Consider the following 23055-nt stretch of genomic DNA (forward strand, 5'->3'; position numbering starts at 1 on the left):
AGTTTTTCGAACAGATCATCCATGACACGGCTGGCTGGTTGTGATGTGCGCCAAAATTGTATTCCCGAGTGGTTGTTTATTTTGTGATCGAACGACTGTTCCTGACTTTTCTCTGGCATCGTGGCGCGTGGACGGCAAAATGTGCCAAAACAGCGTGAGCTGGCAGCAGATGAGTCATGATTCTGACGCCTGCTTGCGTGGGATGCGTGGTGAGATCCGCCATATCTCTGGATCTCGCACTATCTGACAAGTTGGCCTGTAACTTGCTGGTTTAATTGATAATGGTGGGGCCTGACGCCCCATGTGATCGGATCAGCCTGTGCCCATTGCCGCAGATGCGCACTGAATTGGAGCCCCCCATGGATATCAAACCCTACAGCCAGCAGCTTGCCCAGAGCGCATCCAACAACCGCGCCCTCGCTACCCTCAACAGTGCCAGTAGCGGCGGTCAGGGTGGTGGCTGGGAGGAGATGGTCAGCCTCTCCACCCAGCGCATGACCGGCCAAGCCCAGCAGGTGCTGACCTACGAACATCTGGCCAAGAACAACAAGCTGCCGCCGGCGCTGGATATGAGCTCCGACAAGGGGGGCGTGGTGCAGCAGCTGGTGGACAAGGCGCTTGGTTTCGATCGCAAGAAGTTCAACGAGATCGAAGAGAAGCTCAAGACCATCGCCGATAACAAGAAGCTGACGCCGGAAGAGCGGGCGGAGCAGAGCAAGCCGCTCAACGAACAGCGAGAGGCGATGCTCAAGGAGGCGATGGATCGCCTGACCGGTAAGAAGAGCTCATCCAAAGATGAGGCCAAAACTGCATGATCCTGCCGCTGTTCTGAGATCTACCCGGTCGGCACCGATGGGCCAGTGTCGACCGCCGATGGGCAAGCTTCTGCCACCTCTTTTGACCTCACCTCCCCACAGGCGCACAATGTCCGCGCATTGAGCCAGTCGAGGAGTCCGCCGTGTACAACTTCCAATATGCCAATCCGACCCGCATCTGTTTCGGTGAGGGGCAGATCGCCAGCCTGCCCGACCTGATCCCGCCCGGCAGCCGGCTGCTGGTGCTCTACGGCGGTGGCAGCATCAAGCAAAACGGCGTCTATGAGCAGCTGACCCGGGCGCTGGAAGGGGTGACGTGGCAGGAGTTTTCCGGCATCGGCGCCAACCCCAGATTCGAGCTGTTGATGGAGGCGGTGGCGCTGGTGAAGCGCGAGCGCATCGACTTCCTGCTGGCGGTCGGCGGTGGCTCGGTAGTCGATGGCACCAAGTTTGTTGCGGCGGCCGCCTGCTATGAGGGGGATGATCCCTGGGATATCTGCGGTAAACAGGCGAGTGTGCACAAGGCGCTGCCGATGGGCTGTGTGCTGACCCTGCCAGCCACCGGCTCCGAGAGCAATCCCACCTCGGTGGTGAGCCGGGGGGATGTGAAGGTCTCCTTCAGAAGCCCGCTGGTGCAGCCGCAATTTGCGGTGCTCGATCCGGCGACCACCTACAGTCTGCCGCCGCGCCAGACCGGTAACGGAGTGGTGGATGCCTTCGTCCATATTGCCGAGCAGTACCTAACCTTTCCGGTCGGCGGCGAGGTACAGGATCGGCTGGCGGAAGGTTTGCTGCAGGTGCTGGTGGAGAACGGCCCCAAGGCGCTGGCGGAGCCGACCAACTATCAGGTGCGGGCCAATCTGATGTGGGCGGCCAGTCTGGCGCTCAACGGGCTTATCGGTTGCGGAGTGCCGCAGGATTGGGCCTCTCACGCTATCGGCCATCAGCTGACGGCGCTCTACGGGCTGGATCATGGCCAGAGTCTGGCGGTGGTGCTCCCCTCACTGCTGCGTGAGCGGGCGAGCCAGAAGCAGGACAAGCTGGCCCAGTTTGCCGAGCGGGTGTGGCATTCGACCCGCGAGGACAAGGCCCTGCGCATCGAAGAGGCGATCATCCGCACCGAGCAGTTCTTCCAGAAGATGGGACTGGGGACCCGGCTTGCCGACTATGGCCTCAGCGAAAGCTGCATTCCGGCGGTCTGCTCCAACCTCAAGCGGGTGGGGCGCACCGCGCTCGGTGAGCAGCAGGATATCGACCCGGATCAGGTGGCGCGGATCCTCGCCCAGGCATTGTGAATTGCCAAAGGGAGGATCGGGGCACTCCCTCATCTGACCGCCAGAGTGGCAGGCGTCTGCGCCAAACAAGATTGTTGCAATAAAAGCTGGCTATAAAATTTTTTTGTTGCGCTGGTGAAATAATCGCGCGACCACACCAGCGGCTTGTTTCATCAGTGCTGGCAAATCCCGCTGGCCGATCTTCCGGTCAATTCGTGCTGACCAGGGGTCATCCCCAGCAATAACAAGGGCCGCTTGCTGCGGCCCTTGTTATATCTGGCTGATCTGTTACTCGGTGCGCGCCTTGAGGTAGCCGGCGTAGTCCGGGATCTGCACGCTGAACGTTTGCCGCATATGGGGGCTGTCCATGATGAAGTCGGCGGTCGCTTCGTTGGTGGCAACCGGGATGTTCCACACTGCGGCCAGTCGCAGCAGCGCCTTCACATCCGGATCGTGGGGCACCGCATTGAGGGGATCCCAGAAGAAGATCAGTACGTCGATCTTCCCTTCGGCGATCAGGGCGCCGAGCTGCTGGTCACCCCCCATGGGGCCGGAGAAGAGGCAGGTGATGGGCAGTTGCGCCTGCTTGCCGAGCATGGTGCCGGTGGTGCCGGTCGCATAGAGATGGTGGAGCTTGAGCTCCTCCTTGCGGCGCATCACCCAGTTCAGCAGAGGGGTCTTCATGTTGTCGTGAGCCACCAGTGCCACCCGTTTGTGGGGTGCCATCTCGCGTGCAATCTGTTCCATGGAAATCGTCCGTAGCATTGTTATTGGAAGAGAGCCGTATCCTAATCGAAAGCGGCGCCCGTTACCTTGCCGGGCGCCGTAACTGTGATCACTTCGACTGTTCAATCCACTGCTTGTTCTTCTGCTCCAGCACCGAGATGGGCAACATGCCGTATTCCAGCACATGGTGGTGGAATGCCTTGAGGTCAAAGCCTCCGCCCAGTGCCTGCTCGGCCGACTCCCGCATCCGGATCAGCGCCAGCTGACCCGCCTTGTAGGAGGTTGCCTGACCGGTGTAGGCCATGTAGCGCGGCACCTCGGAGCTGATGTCCCCCGCCCCCAGCGCCGAGTTCTCCTTCATGTAGTTGACAGCCTGATCGTGGCTCCAGCCATACCAGTGGATACCGGTATCCACTACCAGCCGCATCGCCCTGAGCATCTCCTCGTTGAGGCGGCCAAAGTATTGCAACTGGTTGTTGAAGGCGGATGATCCCTCGACCTTCACGTCTCCCACCGCCGGATCATAGAGTCCCCGTCCCTGATATAGCCCCATGTCGTGATCCGCCAGGTACTCGGTGTAGAGCGCCCAGCCCTCCGCATAGGAGGTGTAGGAGGCGTTAGCCACGTACTGCGGGAAGTCGGGATCCTTGGCGGCCAGCTCCTGGGCGATGGTGATCTGGAAGTGGTGACCCGGCGCCGCCTCGTGGGCCAGCAGGGTGCTGATGTTCCAGCTCTGCAGACCATAGGGGTAGTATGTGTTGAGGAAGAACTGCCCCTTGCGGCCGGTCTGCGGGTTGCCGTCCTGATACCAGGCTACTCCGCCGTATGGCGCATCTTCATAGGAGACGGGCACCACCTCGTAATCCAGTTTGGGAATGGTACGTTCGGCATCGAAAAAGTCCGGCAGCACCAGTGCTGCTTTGCTCTTGAAGACGTTGTACTCCTGCAGTGCCCGCTCGTGTTCGGCCAGCGCCTGCTGCTGTGGCCCGCTCAACGTCGCCCCGGCTGCATTGTCCGGGTTGAGGCTGGCGGACCAGACCTCTAGCGGGTTCTGATAGAAGAAGGCCGGCTCGTTCAGATAGCGGAAGAAGGCGTAGATCTGGCCGCTCTGCTTGCTTTGGCTCACATCATCGCTGTCACATTTGCCGACGGAATGGCATACCTTGACCATGGCAGCGAAGATCCGCTCTACCTCGCTCAATCCCAGCTCATGTACCTGCTCCGGTGTCATGTTGGTGGTGGTGTGCTTCTTCAGCAGCCAGCGATACCAGTCTCGCCCGTTGGTCATGCCACAGAAACCGTCGTCACACTCGCCACTACCCAAGCGCACTGCATAGGCGCCGCCATGCTGGTAATCCAGATAGTCGCGCAGCGCCAGATAGCGGGTGTTGATGCTGTCCAACACGGCTTTGTAGTCTGCTCGCAGTGTGGCATCGGCATCTCCCGGCAACTGCTGCCAGCCGAGGTAGGAGCCGGCGATCGCCTCCCCATCCAGCTTGCTGTTGAGCTGGGCCAGCAGCCGGTCTACCAGCTCATCAGGCAAGGTGTTGCCCTGAACACTGGCCAGCTCGAACTGGTGTTTCACCTCGGCAAGATAGACATCATAGGCCTTGAGCCAGGTGAGGTGTTCCTGATACCAGGCCAGCTGGGTCATTGTTGTCTTTGCTCGAGTTGCCATTGCAAGTGCCGGAGCTGTGTCTGTGCGGTCGAGATCCCGTCGCCATGCGCCATCACCCGGCGTGACCCTGTCGGTCGAGCTGTGCTCGAAATAGTCGAAGTCACCGCTGACGGTGCGAGCCGCTTTGCCGCTGGCTGGGGCTGCGCCGACGTCATCTGCCAGATCCACCACGCGGTTGCGGAAGTGATGGATCGGGATCTGGGATTGGGGTAAATCGTATCCTTCAAGATTGATCTGCAAGTCCCAGCGGATCATGTCGTAGAACAGCCGATCCCGCTCACTTAGCACCGTAGGATCCAGAGCATTCAGTCGTTGGATCAGTGAACTGTCGAGTGCTTTGCGCTTGGCGATGCTGGTGGCACCGATGGCAAAACCGTAGGGGTCGAGCGACTGGCTCTCGCGCAGGGCTTCATCCATGGTCTGCATCAGGGATGCTTTGGTGGCTGCGGGATCTGCAGGTGCGTTCGAGCTGTTGTCATTGCAGGCGGTAAGAGACAGTGCAATGGCGCAGGCTAGCGCGAGCTTGTTGGGTAGGAAGTGCATGATGTAGTCCTTTCACATGTTGTTATTGTATGTCCCTGTGAGGGGCCCCAATAGTGCAACTCCCAAGCGTCTGTTTTTGCGATCTGAATAGCAAAAATACGCTTGTTTTTCATGCTGATAAGTGGCGTGAAAAGCTATGCAGCCAGACATTAAAAAACCCGCCTGAGCGGGTTTTTTAACCGTTTTTTCATGCCATAACTATTCAGGATGAACCATGGTGCAGTTGCGACTGCTGGTAGTTCTCCAGCCCGATGCGATCGATAAGATCGAGCTGGGTCTCCAGCCAGTCCACATGCTCCTCCTCATCCTCCAGGATCTCCTGGAACAGGTCGCGGCTGATGTAGTCCTGCACCGACTCGGCGTAGGCGATGGCTACCTTGAGGTCGGGGATGGCATCCATCTCCAGCGAGAGGTCGCAGCGCAACATCTCTTCGACGGTCTCGCCGATGCGCAGCTTGCCCAGATCCTGCAAATTGGGCAGCCCTTCGAGAAACAGCACGCGCTTGACCAGCTCGTCGGCGTGTTTCATCTCATCGATAGACTCGTGATACTCCTTGTGCCCGAGCGCCTTGAGGCCCCAGTCATCGTAGATGCGGGCGTGCAGGAAGTATTGGTTGATGGCTATCAGCTCATTGGCCAGCACCTTGTTGAGGTGGGCAATGATCTTGGGATCTCCTTTCATCGACAGTGCTCCTTGGTTCGTGCCTGAGGCTTCGATCGTTAGAGCTTAGTCCAGAAAAGTGACAACAAGAGGTCTGGCGAGCCAGCTCGCCTGAGAAAAGGGGTGACCCTGTTGGCGGGTCGCATCAGAAAAGAGGTGTCCGGATCAGGCCACTTCGTAGTAGAGCACGGGTTGATCCTGCTCCATCTTGTCGAGCTCGGCGGCAATGATCTCCATGGTCATGCGCACGCATTTTCCACATTGGGCGCCCACCTCGAGCGACTGCTTGAGCTGGCGGAATTCGCTTTTACCTGACTGCACCGCTTTGCGGATCTGGGTATCTGTGATGCCGCGGCACAAACAGACGTACATGATGGTCACCTCTTGTGGAATGAAGTGAAATCTAAATGAGAATGGTTTGTAGTGCAAATAACCATTGGTAATAACATCCCCTGCTTGCCACTGTGCAACCCCTTGGGGACAATGCTGGCAACCAGAGGAGATCACCATGCTCAAGAAACTGTTCAGCGCCCTGTTCGGGGGCGAGCCGACCAAGGCGCCGGAAGTCACTCCCACCGAATATGCCGGCTATCTCATCTATCCGGAACCCATGGCCGAAGGTGGCCAGTACCGACTGGCAGGGCGCATCACCAAAGAGTTGGACGGCGTGCTGCAAACCCACCGTTTCATCCGCTCCGATCTGTTTGCCAATCCGGCCGATGCCGAGCGTTTCATGGTGCAGAAGGCTCACACCTTTATCGATCAGATGGGAGATCGCATGTTCGAGCCCCGCAAACCGGCTGACAGCCAAGCTTCATGACACAGCAAGAGGTCACCCTGCTGCGCGAGGCGCTGGCCCGCGCCGGTGAGCGACGACTGATCTGGCTGGAGGGGGAGGAGGCCGAGTGCATTGCCCGCGCCCAATCCCTGCTCGGCGAGACCGTCTTCTGGCTGGGTGCCGGGCCCGAGTGCTATGCCCCTCAACCCGCTGCCAAGGCGCTGCAGCGGCTCGGTCAGGAGTGCGACACGCTGGTATTCAATGCATTCAGCGGCTTTCACCCCGATGCCTTCGGGGCGCTGGCAGGCACTCTATGCGCCGGTGGCTTGCTGTTGCTGCTGACGCCGCCAAGAGTAGAGTGGCCTGCATGGCCGGATCCTGACCGGATCCGGCTGGTGGCCCAGCCGGAAGAGGCGGGTCGGGCCGGTCACGGCTTTATCGCCCGGCTGGTGCGGTTGCTGGAAGGTGATCCAGCCCTCTCTCTGGAGCCGCCGGTTTGCCCGCAACTGTGGCAACCGCTTGGGCCCGAACGCAGGCTGAGCTGCGATCAGACACGGGCACTACCCGTCATCCACAAGGTATTGCACGGTCATCGCCGCCGGCCGCTGGTGCTGAGCGCCGACCGCGGCCGTGGCAAGAGTGCGCTGCTGGGGCTGGCCGCCGCCGAACTGCTGCGTCAGCAGCCCGCGCTGAACATAGTGGTGACGGCCCCATCGCAGGCAACAGTGGCGACCCTGTTTGCCCACGCTGCTCGCGGGCTCGATACCACGCCTGAACAGCTGACCGGACTGAGCTACTGCTCGCCGGATCGGCTGGTGCACGAGGCGATGAATCCCGATCTGCTGCTGGTGGATGAAGCGGCCGCCATTCCGACCCCGCTGCTCGAAGCCATGTTGGCCCGCTACAGCCGCATCGTGTTTGCCACCACCGAGCACGGTTACGAGGGGACGGGGCGCGGTTTTCACCTGCGCTTCAAGCGTGTGCTCGATAGCCTGACCCCGGAGTGGCAGGAGATCCGCCTCTCTGAACCCATTCGCTGGAGTGAGCGCGATCCGCTGGAGCCGCTGATATTCCGCCTGCTGGGACTTGATGCCGAAGTGGCAACGCCCTTGCCGCCGATCAGCCCGAGCTGGCGTCTGGTCAGTCAGGAGGTGCTGGCGAGCGACGAGACGTTGCTCAACCAGCTGTTCGGCTTGCTGGTGCTGGCTCACTACCAGACCACGCCGAGCGATCTCAGGTCCCTGCTGGAGAGCCCGGCTCTCGACATCCATCTGCTGGAGCAGGATGCGAGCCTGCTGGGAGTGGCGCTGGTGGCGCGGGAAGGGGAGATAGAGCCCGAGCTGGCCGAGGCGATCTGGGCCGGTCGCCGCCGTCCGCGCGGCCATCTGCTACCCCAGTCGCTGCTGGCCCACGCCGGTTTTAAAACGGCGGGGGGGCGCAGCTACGCCCGGGTGATGCGTATCGCCATCCACCCCGAGCTGCACCGGCACGGACTGGGTTCGCTGCTGCTTGGCAAGCTTGAGGAGCACTATCGTCAGATTGGCATCGACTACCTCGGCTCGGCCTTTTCGGCCAGCGCCGACCTGCTCCCCTTCTGGCGCAAGGCGGGACTGACGGTGCTGCGCATCGGCCTGCAACGGGATGCCGCCAGCGGCTGCCACGCAGCCCTGCTGCTCAAAGCGCTGAAACCCGAGCATGAGATCGAGTTGAATCAATGGCAGCAGCGTTTCATTCGCCAGCTGCCGATCTTGCTGGCGGGTGAATTGAAAGGATTGGATCCCGAGTTGGTATGGCAATGCCTGCAAGGCAGTACCGTCACTGCAGCGGAGCTTGGCGAGTTCGAGCGCGATGAGGTTGAGTGCTTTGCCCTGCATCACAAGCCGTTCGAACTGAGCCAATCCAGCTTGCAGCTGTGGCTGGCGCGCAATCTGGCTGTGCTGGGTTCACTGACCCCTGAAGAGCGTTATCTGCTGATCGCAGCCATCTGGCAATATGCCGACTGGGGAAGACTGGCTGCGAGGTTGCAACTGGCTGGCAAGCCCGCCGTGATCAAGAGGTTGCGGGCGCTGCTGGCGCGTCTCTTGAGTTCCCCTACCACTCGATAGGTTTGCCCTGCCAGTCGAGAAAGCTCAGCTCGCCATCCGGTTGCAGCCGGTTCATCAGGTTAATCAGATGGTCGGCTACCAGCTCGGGACTCTGCACATTTCCCGCCGGTACATTGGCGTGAAACGGGCGGGAGAGTTGGGTATCCACTGTGCCGGGATGGAAGGCCAGCAATTTGACGCCGGGGGCCCGCCGGGCCAGCTCGATGGCGGCACACTTGAGCAGCATGTTGAGGGCTGCCTTGGATGCGCGATAGCCATACCAGCCGCCTGCTCGGTTGTCGCCAATGCTGCCGACCCGGGCGCTGAGAACGGCCAGAGTGCAAGGCTCGCGGCCAAACAGCGGTAACAACTGGCTGATCCAGCGCAGCGGCAGCAAGGCATTGGTCTGGTAGAAGCGGGTCATGGCATCGAGATTGATTGCTTCGAGCCGCTTCTCCGGCTGGAGCTCCCCCTGATGCAGTATGCCGTTGCAGATCACCACCCGATGGGGTCTCGGTGCCAACTCCGCGATGCGGGCTACCGCAGTTGCCATCTGCTCATCGCTGTAATCACAACATAGCCAGTGCAGGGCTGGCGAAGAGGCTTCTGCTGGTGCGGGCTGACGGCTGATGGCAATCACTGGCCCGACACCCGCCGCCAACCAGTGTGTCACCAGAGCCGCCCCGATACCGCCAGAAGCGCCAATCACGACTATGCCTTCACTCATCTCAGGCTCCTTGTGAGTACATGATGGATTTCACCATCCGCCAATGTTGTCCTGATTGGCAGATACGATCCCGCCAGCCTGCGGGATCAAGCGGTTAACGGTGCAATCTTGCCGAGATCCGAGCCGTTGGGTGAAATCCATTCCTATACTGAGGGAAAACCGCAGCGGTCTGCTGCCCGCGCAACCAGAATGAGAGTCACCATGATGTCCAAAGATGGGGAAGAGCGTAAATCTATCCTGACCGAAAGTGGCACCAACGAGCTTGAGATCATCGAGTTTCACCTCAAGAAGCAGCTACCGGACGGTCGTGAAAAAACCGCTTATTACGGGATCAACGTCGCCAAGGTGCGCGAGGTGATCCGGGTGCCGGAGACCACAGATTACCCCAATGCCCAGCGCCATATGGTGGGGGTCTTCTCCCTGCGGGATCGCCTCATCCCGCTGGTGGATCTGGCGGGCTGGCTCGGCATCAAGACCAACCCTGACCCCAGCCACAAGGTGGTGATCGTCACCGACTTCAACAAGATGGCCAACGGTTTTCTGATCGATAGCGTCAGCAGGATCCACCGGGTCTCCTGGGAGGATGTGGAGTCACCCAGCCAGTTTCTGGAGGCGGGGGAGAACGACTGCGTGGTGGCCGTGGTCAGGCGCGATGGCAACCTCATCATGATCCTCGACTTCGAGAAGATCATCGCCGATATCAACCCCGAGCTCAGCATGGAGAAGTACGACGTCACCCAGGACCGCAAGGTGCTCATCGACGATCGCATGATGGCGCTGCGCCAGGGCAAAACCATTCTGGTGGTGGACGACTCGGCCTTTATCCGCAAGATGATCGAGACCACCCTGCGCACCGCTGGCTACAACGTGATCACGGCCAAGGACGGCGGCGAGGGGTTGGAGATGATGACGGATTTCGATCGTCTGGCACAGGAGGAGAGAATGCCGGTGACCGGCTTCGTCAACGCGGTGATCACTGATGTGGAGATGCCGCGCATGGATGGCATGCACCTGCTCAAGCGGCTGCGGGATACCCCCTCCTACAAGGAGATGCCCATCGTGATGTTCTCCTCCCTGATGAGCGATGACAACCGTCAGAAAGCGCTGCAACTGGGGGCCAACGATACCATCACCAAGCCCGAGATTGGGCGCATGGTGGGGATGATGGACCATATGCTGCTGGGAATTGCCCCGCCTTCGCCAGCCAACAACATCTGACCTGCCATTAACTTGCCATTGGCCGGTCGAATCCACTGGCCGGTTGCCTCAAGCGGCCACTCCTTGCCAAGGAGTGGCCGCGCTGTTTTGGCTGTTTACTGCGATCCCGACGCCCCTTGTCTCCTGGATATGATTCATGTAATGATAATTATTATCATTTGTTGGTGTGAAGCATATGACAGCAACCTGGGTGAAGGGGTGGGTCGAGTCGACCGAAGGTGGCAGCAGCATGAGTCACTGGAAACAGCAGACCAGAGAGGGCAACCGGCTGTTTGATTGCGGCGAGTATCATCAGGCGTTGGCCCATTATCAGCAGGCGCTCTGGCTGGCTCGTCAGCAATTGGTGCAGTGGCATGACGCCGATGAGGCGGTGGCGGCGCTGGTCGTGGCTCACCACAATCTGGCGGATCTGCTGGTGGCCATGACCCTGCCCGATCGCGCCGCCGACCTGCTCTGCTATGTGCACGACTGCCTGCTGGCGACCTGTCACTCCCCCGCTTGCTCCTCTCGCCTGCGAGAGGCCGCGTTGCGCCATACCCGCACAACCCGTGCCGAGTTGCTGACGTTCGTACAGCGCCACGGCAGTCACGCCGGGATCATGCGTTCGCTCGGTCACTGCCTGTGTCAGAGCGAGCCCTCATCCCGGCTCCATTAATCCGAACAGAGGTCATCATGAGCCATACCCTGCCAGCCCTGAACTATGCCTACGACGCACTGGAACCCCATATCGATGCACTGACCATGGAGATCCACCACAGCCGTCATCACCAGACCTATATCAACAACCTCAACGCCGCGCTGGAAGGGGCGCCAGAGCTGGCCGCAATGCCGGTAGAGGCTCTGCTGCGCCGCTTCGATACTCTGCCTGCCACCTTGCAGGGGGCGGTCCGCAACCATGGCGGCGGCCATGCCAACCACTCCCTGTTCTGGCTGGTGATGAGCCCGCAGGGGGGCGGTGCGCCGGGCGGTGAACTGGCTCTGGCCATCGAGCGGGAATTGGGGGGATTCGATGCCTTCAAGCAGGCCTTCACTCAGGCTGCCCTGAGCCGTTTTGGTAGCGGCTGGGCCTGGTTGGTGGTGGACAAGGCGGGCAGATTGCAGGTGGAGAGCAGTGCCAATCAGGATAGCCCCCTGATGCATGGCCATACCCCGATCCTGGGGCTGGATGTGTGGGAGCACGCCTACTATCTCAAGTACCAGAACAAGCGTCCTGACTATATCGCAGCCTTCTATCAGGTGGTGGATTGGCCCGAAGTGGCGCGCCGCTATCAAGCGGCGAGAGGCTGACCTGGTCGCTGGGAATGGGTGTACAGGCTCACCGCCACAACCCGAGCTGCAATAACAAGACCCGCCAGTTGGCGGGTCATCTGTTTATGGTGCGGCTGTGCTGGCGCTGGCGGCTGAAGGGGCAACCGGCAATGTGGGCAAGGCCGTGCTGGGCGTCTTGGCGGAGGTTTCCATCGCGGGTTGGGCGGGAGTGACAGGCTCAGTGGTTGCCGCAGCGGATAAAGCAGGAGTGACTTGTTCAGTCGCGGCCGAGGTAGATGGAGTAGCCGACTCGGTGGCAACCGCGGCAGAAACTGCCGCTGGCTTGGCCTCATCCACCGCCGATTTGGGTTGTTTTAGGCAGGGTTGCAGGCTGCCGATGGTGCTCAGTGACTGGCAAGGCACAGGCAGGCCGATGGGGACCGGTGCCCCGAGGAACTTGGCCCCTTGTCCAGAACATAGAGGTCGAGCAGCCCCATCAGGCGGGCAAAGACTTCCCGCACCCGGGTGCGGATCCCCTGATAGGCGCTGGGATCCTCGGCATTGAAGCCGACCGCATCGATACCGAAATGGCGGGCGATGAAAATGGCCCGCTCGTTATGAAAGCCCTGGGAGACCACGGTAAAGCGCTCCTGGCCGAACACCTCCTTGGCGCGAACCACTGAGTCGAGGGTGCGGAATCCGGCGAAATCCATATAGATGGCGGAGGCGGGGATGCCCGCCTTGATCAGGGCGCGGCGCATCTGGCGTGGCTCGTTGTACTGCACGGTGGCGTTGTCACCGGAGACGATGATGAAGTCCACCTTGGCATTGTTGTAGAGCTCGGCCGCCGCCTTGATACGGTATTTGAAGTAGTGGTTGGGGCCGCCACCGGAGAGATATTTGGAGGTACCCAGCACCACCGCAACCCGGTTGTAGGGCACCTTGTCTACCTGATCGTAGGTGTAGTGACGGGCATCCGAGACGATCCACTCGCTGTAGCCCAGCAGCATGGCAATCAGGGCCAGCAGCAAAACGAGGCAGGCGAGGAGGATCTTGGCAAACTTCTTCATGCGCGGTGCGGTCAGGGTCTGAAGTTGGGAGTGGCTATCGGCATTCTATTACAACTCGGCCGCTGGCGTCAGGCTTGATAACGGGCGGGCACCTCATTCGGGCAGAGGTTGTCGCAGCAGAGGCCGGGAGAGCGGGAGGATAAAGAGAGGGGCTGCGGTGGCAGCCCCTCTGGTCGGTGAAGGTTTATCAGTGGGCGGAGTCATTGCCCTTGCAGGCGTCTGACTCCTTGTTTGCTTGCCACCAGGGCAGCAGATCCCGGGCGAGCCACGCCTGATAGGCGTCGCTGTCGTTGGCGATCAGCCGGTCCAGCTCCCCTTCGAAGTCGCTCATCGCCTGCTGTCGATCCGGATTGCGCAGCGCCTGTGCCAACGCCAGCCAGCTGGCGCCGCGACCGGTATCGTTGAGGAAGCGGTGCACGGTATAGGACCAGGAGTAGACCATCTCGCCACCCTGGTCGTAGTCAAGGTGGAGGATAGCCGCCAGTGTCGGACGCTGGTTGGCGGGGCGGTTTGCCACGTTATCCAGACCCCGGGCAAAGCACTGGCCGTGGGCGATGTACTCTGCAATCCCCTCTGCCCACCAGGTAGTGCGGTTGAGCGGATAGTGGCCGAAGCTGCCGTACTGGTTGAAGCGGCCATCCAGATAGTGAACGTACTCGTGGCGCAGGTTCCACACCTGGAAGGCGGGGCGTTTCCACTCTGCCTCATAGGCGAAGAAGCGGGCCTGATTGCCGGGGCGAGCCGGATCCCCCTCGATATAGATGCCGCCATTGTCGGTGGAGACGCCAAACAGCGCGCTGCCGTAGCGGCCCCAGTCGGCGGAGGAGTTGAAGATCACCAGCTCCAGCGCCTCGTTGTGATCATCGGCCACCGGTTGCCAGCCAGTCTCCATCTGCTGGTGGAAGCGCTGCTCTTCATCACCCAGCTCGCGGCAGATCCCTTCGGCCTGAGCCAAGGTCAGATCCTGGGCGCGCAGACGCAGGGTGGGCGAGCAGGTGTGCTCGAACGGCAGAATATCTTCCATGCGGATCGGGGTACAAAGCCCGGCAAACTCGCCGCTGACACAGGCTTCGCTGGTGCGATCCGTGTAGGTGAGGTAGTAGCTGGAGAGGGTCAGGGAGACCTCTTCCAGCATGGCAGCCGGATGCTGGCCACCCGGGATCAGCCCCTGCTGGCGCATGATGGCGATGACATCGCGATCCAGCTGTTGGCGATAGGCGATCGCCTTATCCGGGCGGGTGTGATGGAGGTAGCGCATCATCTGGTAGAGACGGCTATGGGCATCGAGGATGTTGTTGAAGATAAACAGATCCCGTGAGCCATCGCGCTGTTTCCAGAGGGCTAGCTCGCTCAGGCCCAGTTGCAGCAGGCTCTGGCGCAATGCCGCCTCCTGCTGCAGCACAGCTGCGCTGAAGTCTGCCTGCTGACCGTAAGAGGCGCTCTGATCGACCAGATTGAGCAGCTCGAACAGGCCATCGGCCCAGGGTTTGTGGCCATTGATCTGTGCCGCATGTTGCACCGCATAGCCGAGCGCCTGGTTGAGCTGGGCCAGCATGGGGGCGGCACTCTGGCGGAAGGCGGCTTGGCCAAGCTGTCCCTGCGCCGCTACGCTCCAGGCTTCCAGCACTGTGCCAGCCTGATCCTGTGGTTCGGCACCCAGCAGCAAGGGGTGGTTGAGCAGATCAATCATCACCCCGGCCAGTGCCCGGGCGGCCTGATCACTCTCCTTGCCAACGCCGCCGTGGTAGTTGTGGGCGCGCACATAGTAGAGCAGCTTGTCCATTGCCGGATGGGTCGGCTGGTTGGCCGCCAGCAGGGCACGCATGCCGCGCACCACCGCCATCAGCTTGGCGTCATCGTGGCCGTAATCCGCCTGCCAGGCAGGGCTGTTCTGGCCGCTCACGTCGGCCACCAGTTTGGCTGCATCGCTGTCGAGCAGAGCCACATCGGGTTGCTCTGGCTCGGAGCAGAGACGACCGTTGGCGCGGCGACACTCCAGCAGCTCCTCCTTGCTGGCCAGCACGATGGGGCGATTGAGCACCCGGCTCTCCTGCCACGCTTTGCTCTCCGGCAGGGGTTGCCACTCGCCGCCAGCGACCGGGTATTGGTAGCCGCTATCTTGCAGCGTTACCTGAACCTCGCTGCCAGCGGGGATCACCTGACGGCAGATGCGATAGCGGATGGTGTTGCTCCCCTCCTTGCGTTCCTGCGGCTCATCACACTCCTGCTGAGGCGTGAGCTGATCCAGCTGCCACTGATAGCGGCGCCAGACATGGATCTCGCTGACCTGAGCGGCAGCCTGACTGCCTGCCACCGGTTGCAGACGGAAGAAGATCTGCTCCAACCGGCCATCCCGTTCACTCGGGGTCTCTTCAAGTACCTGCAACTGCTGCCAATCCTGCGGCTGATAGTGCCACTCCGGCTCTGCGCAGCGGCCTTGTGCGTTGAGTTCGCAGCGATCCAGCTCCCTTTCGCTCTGGCCCAGGATGATGGCTTGTGGCAGTGGCAGACGATCCTGCCGCTGGGCGGTCGGCGTGCCCGCCAGTTGCTCCCAGCGACCCTGCTTGAGGCCATAACCAAAGTCATAACTGCTGGCGGGAATCAGCTTGCCCGCCGGAATCCGATCTTCACAGCGTACGAAGCGGATCTGCCAGCCCGCATCTACCTTGAGCTGCGGCTCGCCACACTGTTGCTCGGCCAGTGCGGCGAGATCGCTGCTCTGCCAGTCGAAGCGGCGGTAGACCCTGAGCTGCTGATAGGGTGCATTGCTGCTGCGCGCCTTGAGCTCGTAGGTGATCTCGGTGATGCGAGCGGCCAGTTGCCGGCTCGATTCGCCAGTCAGCTGATACTGTCGCCAGTCATTGGGGGAGTAGTTGGCTTGCGCCGAGGGTGTAGCCAAAAGCAGGTGGCCTGCCAGCAGCAGCCACCCGGTACCTGAACGGTTCATTTTTATCCCTTTGTTCTTGTTTGTGTATTGTCTTGCGAGTAATCGCAAGGCAATTTACAGAGACTCAAAAGAATATCAATGATTTTTTAAATGACATATAAATCAATGATATGGCGTTGATTTATATGCTTGCTGTTTTTGAACTCCTGCTGCCGTAGTGAGGGCTCACATGCGACTTTATTGAAGAAGTTGTTAGTTGTGTAAAGTGCTTGTCAGATCTCATTTAATTAACACGAGACATGCAGCAAATGACCAGGAAAAGCGAGATGTCCCTATGGCTTAAGGCACATTATCTGGGCGGATGATGACTGGTGACTCAATCAGCAAAGCCAGCTATTTGTTCGTGAGGAGGCGGGATGAAAAGATATTGGCCGCCTGTATGGGTAGCACAGGCGACCTGATAAGAGTTGCTTTCAACACCACCTGCTCATCTGTTTCGCGCCAATTTCACCGTCACTACAGATGAGTCATCAGAGATAGCTGACAGTCACGATCGCCATGTTGCTGGCATTGGTCACTTTGTAGCTGATAGTGCTGCTAATTGAGCTGATTTGACCGGCTTGCTGCAAGTGAGCCAAAGGCATGGTTTGCTTGTTCATGCCTGAATAGCAGGTCACGCTGCTGTCAGAAAAATCACATGGAGATTCATAGATAGTGCCAGTAAACGTCACTGAGCCATCAGCCGCAGAAGCGGTGGATGGCAACAAGGCGGTACCAAGCAGCAAGGAGGTGCATACAGAGAAAACTGTCTTGCGAACTAAACGGGAGGCGGTGTGTTGAGCTTTCATATCAATGTCCTTTTCGTCACAGGTGTTGTACGAAAAGGGCAACGCAATCAAAGAGTAATGCCATAAATCGACAATAACATCACTCTTCTCAGATGGCAGCTCCGCTGTCTTAGGTATCAAAACCCTTAGACCGGTGGCTTTGCGTCCCGACCTTTCGATCGGTTTGCCCTTTACTCTATGTCTAGATGATAACACTCCACTTTGAGAAATCAATCGGCTTAAAAATCATGAGAGATGGCTCACAGTTAGTCTGCATAATTAATAACGTATATTTATTTTTTTATCTCAAACCTTGCCTGTGAATATTGCGGGCAAGCCTCTATATTAGCGCGTCATATCTATGATTAATATGTAATGTAGTAGATGTATATTTATGTGTGGACTGCCAATAATTTGATTGCCTGATTGCCTGATTGCCTGATTGCCTGATTGCCTGATTGCCTGATTGCCTGATTGCCTGATTGCCTGATTGCCTGATTGCCTGATTGCCTGATTGCCTGATTGCCTGATTGCCTCTTTAGGGGGCGGTTTATGAAGTGGTTGATAACTATTATTGAAACTGCAGAGGTTATCTTTGTTGTGTTTTTGTTATGTTGCTGATGATAATTTTAAATTCACAGCCTGACCATATTGAAATAGATGTATTTTATATGATGTTTATTTGTTTGATGATATCTGAAAGTGTTGTTGGTGTTTTGTAAGTTAATGTTTTTTAAGTGTTTATAAAAAAATTTATATAAATCAAAATGTATTTGATGTGCATCAAACGAGTCGTTAGTTTATTCGTCAAGCAAAAGCGGAATGCGGCTTTCTGCACAGACTACAAGGACGTATGACAAGGACGTATGTAGTTGTGCAGTTGAGGTGTAGCGGGAACTACCCCTGATGCGGTGTGCTGCTTTTGCTTATTTAAATAAACCTGAAGAGGCACAGTTTATTATTGGCATGACTTCTCATCGGCTTAATGAGAGACGAGCGCCAACAGTTGCTGTGCAGTATATCGCGGCATCACTTAATATCGTGACTCCAGCATGATTGGAGTGATGCAGTACAACACACGTTAATGTAGGTATAAACGAATGAAAGCTAATAAGATTCTGGTTGCTATGGGTGTTGGTTCCATGCTGCTGTGCGGCTCCGCTTTTGCTGCTGGTGGTGCCGGTTCCGGTAAAGTCACTTTTAACGGTGAAATCATCAACGCTCCTTGCTCTGTAGCCCCTGAGTCTGTTGACCAGGTAGTTGAAATGGGCCAGATCAGCACCAAAGAGCTGGCCAACGGTGGTGAGTCCAACTCCAAGCCGTTCAGCATCAAGCTGCTGAACTGTGAAATCTCCGACGCCGAAGATGCTGTCAAGGTGACTTTCAGCGGTGCCAAAGACCCGGTAGATTCCAGCCTGCTGGTGATCGGTGGTGGTGACGCCGCTGGTGCCGGTATCAAGATGACCGCTCCGGGTGGTGCTCCGATCGTGCTGGGTACTCCGACTTCAGCCTTTACCCTGGTTAATGGTGATAACGAACTGCCGTTCAGCGCCGTGCTGAAAGGCTATGCAAAACAAGACACCAACCCGCTGAAAGCCGGTGCTTTCACTGCAGTGACCAACTTTACTCTCTCCTACGAGTAATAGAGTGCCTTAACGTGTGACAAGGGTTGTGGTGGTGCGAGCCACCACAACTTCACACATTCTGTTTCCTCACATCGAACCCTAATCATGAAAACTTCAATGATGGCGGCCATGGTGCTGCAGCTGGTGATGATGGCGGGATCAGTCCACGCCAACGAACTCACGGATGGACTAGCCGAATCGGGCTGTACGCTGAAGGTGCTGCGCAGCATTCCGCTGCAGGCTCAGCAACCGGGTACGTTGAAAATCAGCGGTTGTCAGGTTGACGGGGCGACGGTGGCATCACTGCCTTTTATTTCCATGTCCGTGCGTGGTGCCATGAGCGATGAGCTGGGCATTCTCAATAACGGCCAATATCACAAGGTATCCGGTGAGCGCTTTATTGTCTCGGATATCGTCAACAGTGATCTGGAATTCAATTTGGGGCTCATCAGCAGTCAGCTGTTTTTTCCGGACAGTACGACGCTGTTAGAACTCAATTATATGTAAGCAAACCAATTGCTTAGTGTAGATACCTCATTACGTGAGACCTTTATGCAATTCCTAGAGTGAAAATATGAGCGTTTCAACATCAGACTCTGTGAGAAAAAAACATTATTCAAAAATGGCTTTTATGCTATGCGTGCCCGGCCTGATGGCGGTGGCAAATCACGCATGGGCAGAAACGGAGTTTAATATTGATGCGCTCGATCTGGATGAGCGGACCAAGATCGACCTCTCCCAGTTTGCCGACGAAGGCTACATCCTGCCCGGCGACTACTACCTCGAGATCGAGGTCAACAAGAACAAGCTGCCCCTGCAGAAAATCCCTTTCTACGAGAGCGATACTGGCAAGGGAAAGGGTGGGGTAGCCTGCCTGCCGCAAGATGTGATCCCCAAGCTGGCGCTGACCGACGAGGCCATCGCCAAGATCGATACTTGGCACGATGGTCAGTGTGCCAACCTGTTGGCGCTGGACGGCGTAGTGATCTCGAACGATATCGGTAACGGCTTGCTGCGCATTGCCATCCCTCAGGCGTGGATGAAGTACAGCGATCCCAACTGGATTCCGCCCGAGCAATGGGATGAAGGGATCCCGGGGATGATGCTGGATTACAACATCAATGCCCAGGTCAACGAAGGCGATGGTTACTCCAATCACAACATCAGCAGCTATGGTACGCTGGGGTTCAACTACGGCGCCTGGCGTCTGCGGGGTGACTATCAGGCCAGCTCTTACTGGGGTGATAATGAGCGGACGTCGACCGAGCTGAACCGTATCTATGCCTATCGTCCGCTGCCGAACATGGCCGCCAAGCTGACAGTAGGTGAGCAGCAGCTCAACTCCCAGTTAATCGATGGTTTCCGCTATACCGGCGTCAACCTGGCCAATGACGAGCGCATGCTGCCGCCTAGTCTGCAGGGTTATGCGCCGGAAGTGAGCGGTATTGCCAAGACCAACGCCAAGGTCACTATCTCCCAGTCCGGCCGGATCATCTATGAAACCAACGTGCCGGCGGGCCCGTTTCGCATCCAGGGGCTGGACAGCTCGGTGCGCGGCCGCCTTGATGTGCGGGTAGAGGAGCAAGATGGCAGTGTCAATTCGTTCCAGGTAGACACGGCAACCGTTCCCTACCTGACTCGCCCTGGCTATGTCCGATACAACCTGGCGGTTGGTGCACCTTCCGAACAGACGGATTCGGTGCACGATGTGCACGGCCCTGCCTTTGTGACCGGTGATTTCTCCTGGGGGGTGGCGAACTCCTGGTCGCTGTACGGCGGCAGCCTGATTGCGGGTGAATACAACTCCATGGGATTGGGTATCGGTCGTGACCTCTATGCCTTCGGCGCTATTTCCGCCGACCTGACCCAGTCCATCGCCAAGTTGCCGGGCCTGTCGACCAAGATTGGCCAGTCGGTACGGGTGAACTACGCCAAGCAGTTTGATGAATACAACAGCTCGATCACCTTCGCGGGTTATCGCTTCTCCCAACATGACTTCATGACCATGTCGCAGTTCCTCAATAACAAGGATCGGTTGGAGAACAACACTACGACCTCGAGCGATGATTACAATACCTGGGGTGACAAGGAGCTCTACACCATCACCGCCAACAAGACCTTCTGGGCGGAGGATGCAGCCAAGGCGCTGACTGTTTATCTGGACTACACCCACAGAACCTACTGGGATCACGAGGCAGAGGATCGCTACGGCCTCACTATCAACAAGAACGTGAACATCGGCAGCTTCAAGGATGTTTCCGTCTATGTGTCGGCCTACAAGACCAAGACCGAGAACTACGAAGATGACAAGAGCGTCATGTTGACCCTCAGCGTGCCAATAGGGGACAGAAAGAGCGCGGGATACAGCGTACAGTCCTCCAACGGCAAGGTGACTCACTTGGCTACCTATCAGGACTATAGTCGACCGGATGATACCTATCAGTTGGGGGCGGGCGTGCAGAGCAATGGCCACGCCGTGGCGCGGGGTTACTACAACCACAACAGCGACATCGGAGCGGTCAGTCTCAATGCCTACAGCGTGCAGAGCGAATACACCTCGGTTGGTGCCAGCCTGCGTGGCGGTCTGACGGCGACCCAGCACGGTGCAGCCCTGCACCAGGCGACTCGTCGTGGCGGTACCCGTATGATGGTGGATACCGACAATACCTCCGGCGTCTCTTTCAACAATGGCCGCGCCGTGACCAACCGCTTTGGCGTCGCGGTGATCAGCGACATGACCGACTATCGCAAGAGCGACACCCGGGTCGATGTGGATCAGCTGAGCGACGACATCGATGCGATGAATGCCATCAAGCAGGGGACCCTGACCGAGGGCGCAATTGGGTATAATGCCTTCGAAATTGCCGAAGGGTTCAAGCTGCTGGCCAATGTCAGACTACCCGATGGCTCAGTGCCGCCGTTTGGTGCCACCGTCGTCAAGGATTCCGGCCGTGTGCTCTCGGTGGTGGATGAAGATGGCCTGGTCTATCTGACCGGGGTGAAACCGAATGAAGCGTTTGAACTCTCCTGGGGCGGGGCCCGCCAGTGCAGATAGTGGCGCCGCAACAAGTAACCGATCTGTCGATGAAGACTCTCACTTGCAAGTAATGGGATACCGATGAAAAAGCTGCTCTCTTATATCTGTCTGGCTGCGCTTGGCATGACCTCACTCAACGTCAGTGCCGCCATTGTGCTGGATCGTACTCGTGCCGTTTATCCGGGCGGCGCAAAGTCCATCAGCCTCAACATCAAGAACGAGAACCAGAAGCTGCCCTACCTGGCGCAGGCCTGGATTGAAGATGCCCAAGGCCAGAAGATCTCTTCTCCCTTCGTGGTGCTGCCGCCGGTACAGCGGGTGGATGCCAACCAGAAGTCCATCGTGCGCATCGCCAGTGTGCCGGCCATCGATAGCTTGCCCAAGGATCGCGAGTCCATCTACTACTTCAACCTGCGCGAGATCCCGCCCAAGAGCGAGAAGAGCAACGTGATGCAGATTGCCGTGCAGTCCAAGATCAAGCTGTTCTACCGCCCCGAGGCTATTCTGCCGGAGCGTGGAGCCGTCTGGCAGGATCAGGTGCTGATCACCAAGCAGGGCAAAGCCCTCAAGGTCAACAATCCGACCCCTTACTACATCACCTACGTGGGCCTAGGTCATCCACAGGGCAAGGAGCGGACCATCATCAAGGGTTTCTCCGCCTTTATGGTTGCCCCCAAGTCAGAGCAGACAGTCACCATCCCGGAAGCACTGGGTAATGAATTTGTGATCAGTTACGTCAATGACTACGGCGGATATATGGATATCAAATACCAGTGCACAGGCAATGCCTGTAAAGCCGTGAAGAGCGAGTAAGCCTTATGCTACGTTCTATCTTCTGTTCAAGTCTTATGTTGTTTGCAGGAACGGCATTGGCAAATGGCTATGTGACGCCTAACCCAACCCATGATTACTATATATCGTTGGACAAGGCTGACATTCAAAACAGACCTGGTTTTACTACCAAGGCATTTGAGTGGAATTTGGGAGGGCAATACTCAGGTATCGTTACCTGCCCAGATAGAAGCATTCCACAATCTCCAGTGTACTATAAAGCAACAATGACGGATGGCTTGCCTCAAGTTGGTGATGGTTTTGTAAAACTGAATGACTTTTTGGATATGAAAGTCGAAATTTGGATAGCCGGTTGGAAGAAAAAATTTGTTACAGCCCCATTCCCGAATGAAAGTAACGATTACCCAAATTACTCTTGTACTAAAGGGAAAGAGACAAGAATAAATAATTTCGAAAGCGGTAGCCGTGGAAAGGTAACTTTTCGCGTGAGAAAACAAATAATTAATGGTGTGCAAATATCAGATCGTCAAGTTGTAGAGATGTATGGCCGTCTAGGGGCTACAACGACAGACTTTAATAATTTGCCAATGTCTAGAATTACGATTACATCTGCAATTTTATATGTACCAGAAGAGTGCGTGATCAATGGTGGGCAGACCATTGAAGTAGAGTTTGGTGATTTGCCGGGGTCGGGATTGGATGGAAATAACTTTGAAAAGACGGTTCCTCTGACATTTCAATGCCGTGGTGGTGTTTTCGAAGGGGATGCTTTGAAGATCAATCTTGGTATTTCTGGAAAACCAACCTCTTTCAGTCAAGACTATCTGCGGACAACTCGGGATGGCTATCAAGGTGGAAATGTTATTTCCGATTTAGGGATAAAATTCAAACAGCTGGATGGTTCTCAGCTGAAATTGAATACCTTCTATCCGGTTTCCATGCAGGGAAATATCGGTGATTGGGGCTTTATCGCTGCACCGGTAACCCCGACAGGTGCAGATATTCCGGCGGGCGATTTCTATGCGACAGCCACCATCGTTGCCGAGTTCCAATGAGGAGATGTTT

The 23055-nt window shown here is 57.5% G+C and carries 18 protein-coding genes, 2 pseudogenes and 1 riboswitch; of the genes and pseudogenes, 12 read left to right on the forward strand and 8 right to left on the reverse strand.

All coding sequences use genetic code 11. The features are described 5' to 3' along the window. The first annotated feature begins 359 nt into the window (after positions 1–359). Positions 360–815 carry a hypothetical protein gene (locus ACTG27_RS19615; RefSeq protein ID WP_019446593.1) on the forward strand — a complete coding sequence of 152 codons (456 nt, stop codon included), beginning with the start codon at positions 360–362 and terminating at the stop codon, positions 813–815. Positions 816–958: 143 nt separating this feature from the next. Next, the gene (locus tag ACTG27_RS19620; protein WP_439980228.1) at positions 959–2110 is read left to right on the forward strand and encodes an iron-containing alcohol dehydrogenase; all 1152 of its coding nucleotides are present in this window, start codon (positions 959–961) and stop codon (positions 2108–2110) included. Positions 2111–2377: 267 nt separating this feature from the next. Here ACTG27_RS19620 and ACTG27_RS19625 read toward each other — a convergent pair whose 3' ends face one another. The 4 genes from ACTG27_RS19625 to ACTG27_RS19640 form a co-directional block, all read right to left on the reverse strand. Next, the gene (locus tag ACTG27_RS19625) at positions 2378–2836 is read right to left on the reverse strand and encodes a methylglyoxal synthase (RefSeq protein ID WP_103251444.1); all 459 of its coding nucleotides are present in this window, start codon (positions 2834–2836) and stop codon (positions 2378–2380) included. 88 nt (positions 2837–2924) lie between these two features. Then, complete coding sequence (locus ACTG27_RS19630) at positions 2925–5036, reverse strand: DUF885 domain-containing protein (RefSeq protein WP_439980229.1); 2112 nt, start codon at positions 5034–5036, stop codon at positions 2925–2927. 202 nt (positions 5037–5238) lie between these two features. Continuing rightward, the gene (gene bfr / locus ACTG27_RS19635; protein WP_005335967.1) at positions 5239–5718 is read right to left on the reverse strand and encodes a bacterioferritin; all 480 of its coding nucleotides are present in this window, start codon (positions 5716–5718) and stop codon (positions 5239–5241) included. Between the two features lie 144 nt (positions 5719–5862). Continuing rightward, the gene (locus tag ACTG27_RS19640; protein ID WP_047436593.1) at positions 5863–6069 is read right to left on the reverse strand and encodes a bacterioferritin-associated ferredoxin; all 207 of its coding nucleotides are present in this window, start codon (positions 6067–6069) and stop codon (positions 5863–5865) included. 136 nt (positions 6070–6205) lie between these two features. Here ACTG27_RS19640 and ACTG27_RS19645 point away from each other — a divergent pair, with 136 nt between their 5' ends. After that, positions 6206–6517, forward strand: coding sequence for an HlyU family transcriptional regulator (locus tag ACTG27_RS19645; RefSeq protein ID WP_005354958.1), 312 nt, complete (start codon positions 6206–6208; stop codon positions 6515–6517). Beyond that, a complete protein-coding gene (locus ACTG27_RS19650) occupies positions 6514–8580 on the forward strand; it encodes a tRNA(Met) cytidine acetyltransferase TmcA (RefSeq protein ID WP_439980230.1) in 2067 nt (688 codons plus the stop codon). Before ACTG27_RS19645 ends, ACTG27_RS19650 begins: the two co-directional genes overlap by 4 nt. Here ACTG27_RS19650 and ACTG27_RS19655 read toward each other — a convergent pair. After that, positions 8567–9286, reverse strand: coding sequence for an SDR family NAD(P)-dependent oxidoreductase (locus ACTG27_RS19655; protein ID WP_439980231.1), 720 nt, complete (start codon positions 9284–9286; stop codon positions 8567–8569). The two genes, ACTG27_RS19650 and ACTG27_RS19655, sit on opposite strands and share 14 nt — an antisense overlap. A gap of 201 nt (positions 9287–9487) precedes the next feature. Here ACTG27_RS19655 and ACTG27_RS19660 point away from each other — a divergent pair, with 201 nt between their 5' ends. From ACTG27_RS19660 to ACTG27_RS19670, 3 genes are all read left to right on the forward strand, one after another. Then, positions 9488–10504 (forward strand): chemotaxis protein, encoded by a 1017-nt coding sequence (locus tag ACTG27_RS19660; RefSeq protein WP_005335957.1) that lies wholly within the window; start codon positions 9488–9490, stop codon positions 10502–10504. A gap of 175 nt (positions 10505–10679) precedes the next feature. After that, positions 10680–11159: a hypothetical protein gene (locus tag ACTG27_RS19665; protein WP_005354955.1), complete on the forward strand. Its 480-nt coding sequence runs from the start codon at positions 10680–10682 to the stop codon at positions 11157–11159. Positions 11160–11176: 17 nt separating this feature from the next. Then, positions 11177–11791: a superoxide dismutase gene (locus ACTG27_RS19670; RefSeq protein WP_123172298.1), complete on the forward strand. Its 615-nt coding sequence runs from the start codon at positions 11177–11179 to the stop codon at positions 11789–11791. 84 nt (positions 11792–11875) lie between these two features. Here ACTG27_RS19670 and ACTG27_RS19675 read toward each other — a convergent pair. The 3 genes and pseudogenes from ACTG27_RS19675 to ACTG27_RS19685 form a co-directional block, all read right to left on the reverse strand. Next, a pseudogene (locus ACTG27_RS19675) lies at positions 11876–12822 on the reverse strand (ElyC/SanA/YdcF family protein). Between the two features lie 187 nt (positions 12823–13009). Further along, positions 13010–15769 (reverse strand): collagenase, encoded by a 2760-nt coding sequence (locus tag ACTG27_RS19680; protein WP_439980232.1) that lies wholly within the window; start codon positions 15767–15769, stop codon positions 13010–13012. 470 nt (positions 15770–16239) lie between these two features. After that, on the reverse strand, positions 16240–16557 hold the full coding sequence (locus ACTG27_RS19685) for a hypothetical protein (protein WP_005354947.1): 318 nt from the start codon (positions 16555–16557) through the stop codon (positions 16240–16242). A 91-nt stretch (positions 16558–16648) separates the two neighbouring features. After that, positions 16649–16735, reverse strand: a riboswitch (cyclic di-GMP riboswitch). 901 nt (positions 16736–17636) lie between these two features. On the opposite strand from ACTG27_RS19685, the gene ACTG27_RS19690 reads away from it, so the two are divergent. The 5 genes and pseudogenes from ACTG27_RS19690 (at position 17637) to ACTG27_RS19710 (ending at position 23045) form a co-directional block, all read left to right on the forward strand. Continuing rightward, complete coding sequence (locus tag ACTG27_RS19690) at positions 17637–18179, forward strand: fimbrial protein (protein WP_026034942.1); 543 nt, start codon at positions 17637–17639, stop codon at positions 18177–18179. Between the two features lie 99 nt (positions 18180–18278). Next, the gene (locus ACTG27_RS19695; protein WP_019445468.1) at positions 18279–18668 is read left to right on the forward strand and encodes a hypothetical protein; all 390 of its coding nucleotides are present in this window, start codon (positions 18279–18281) and stop codon (positions 18666–18668) included. A 67-nt stretch (positions 18669–18735) separates the two neighbouring features. Continuing rightward, positions 18736–21269, forward strand: a pseudogene (locus ACTG27_RS19700) (fimbria/pilus outer membrane usher protein). A gap of 10 nt (positions 21270–21279) precedes the next feature. Beyond that, on the forward strand, positions 21280–22011 hold the full coding sequence (locus tag ACTG27_RS19705; protein ID WP_043826021.1) for a fimbrial biogenesis chaperone: 732 nt from the start codon (positions 21280–21282) through the stop codon (positions 22009–22011). 5 nt (positions 22012–22016) lie between these two features. Further along, entirely contained in the window at positions 22017–23045 is a 1029-nt protein-coding gene (locus ACTG27_RS19710; RefSeq protein WP_124928459.1) for a fimbrial protein, read from the forward strand. Positions 23046–23055: the final 10 nt, after the last annotated feature.

The sequence above is a fragment of the Aeromonas sp. 97A genome, from assembly GCF_051919185.1.
GTDB classification, from domain to species: Bacteria; Pseudomonadota; Gammaproteobacteria; order Enterobacterales; family Aeromonadaceae; genus Aeromonas; species Aeromonas veronii.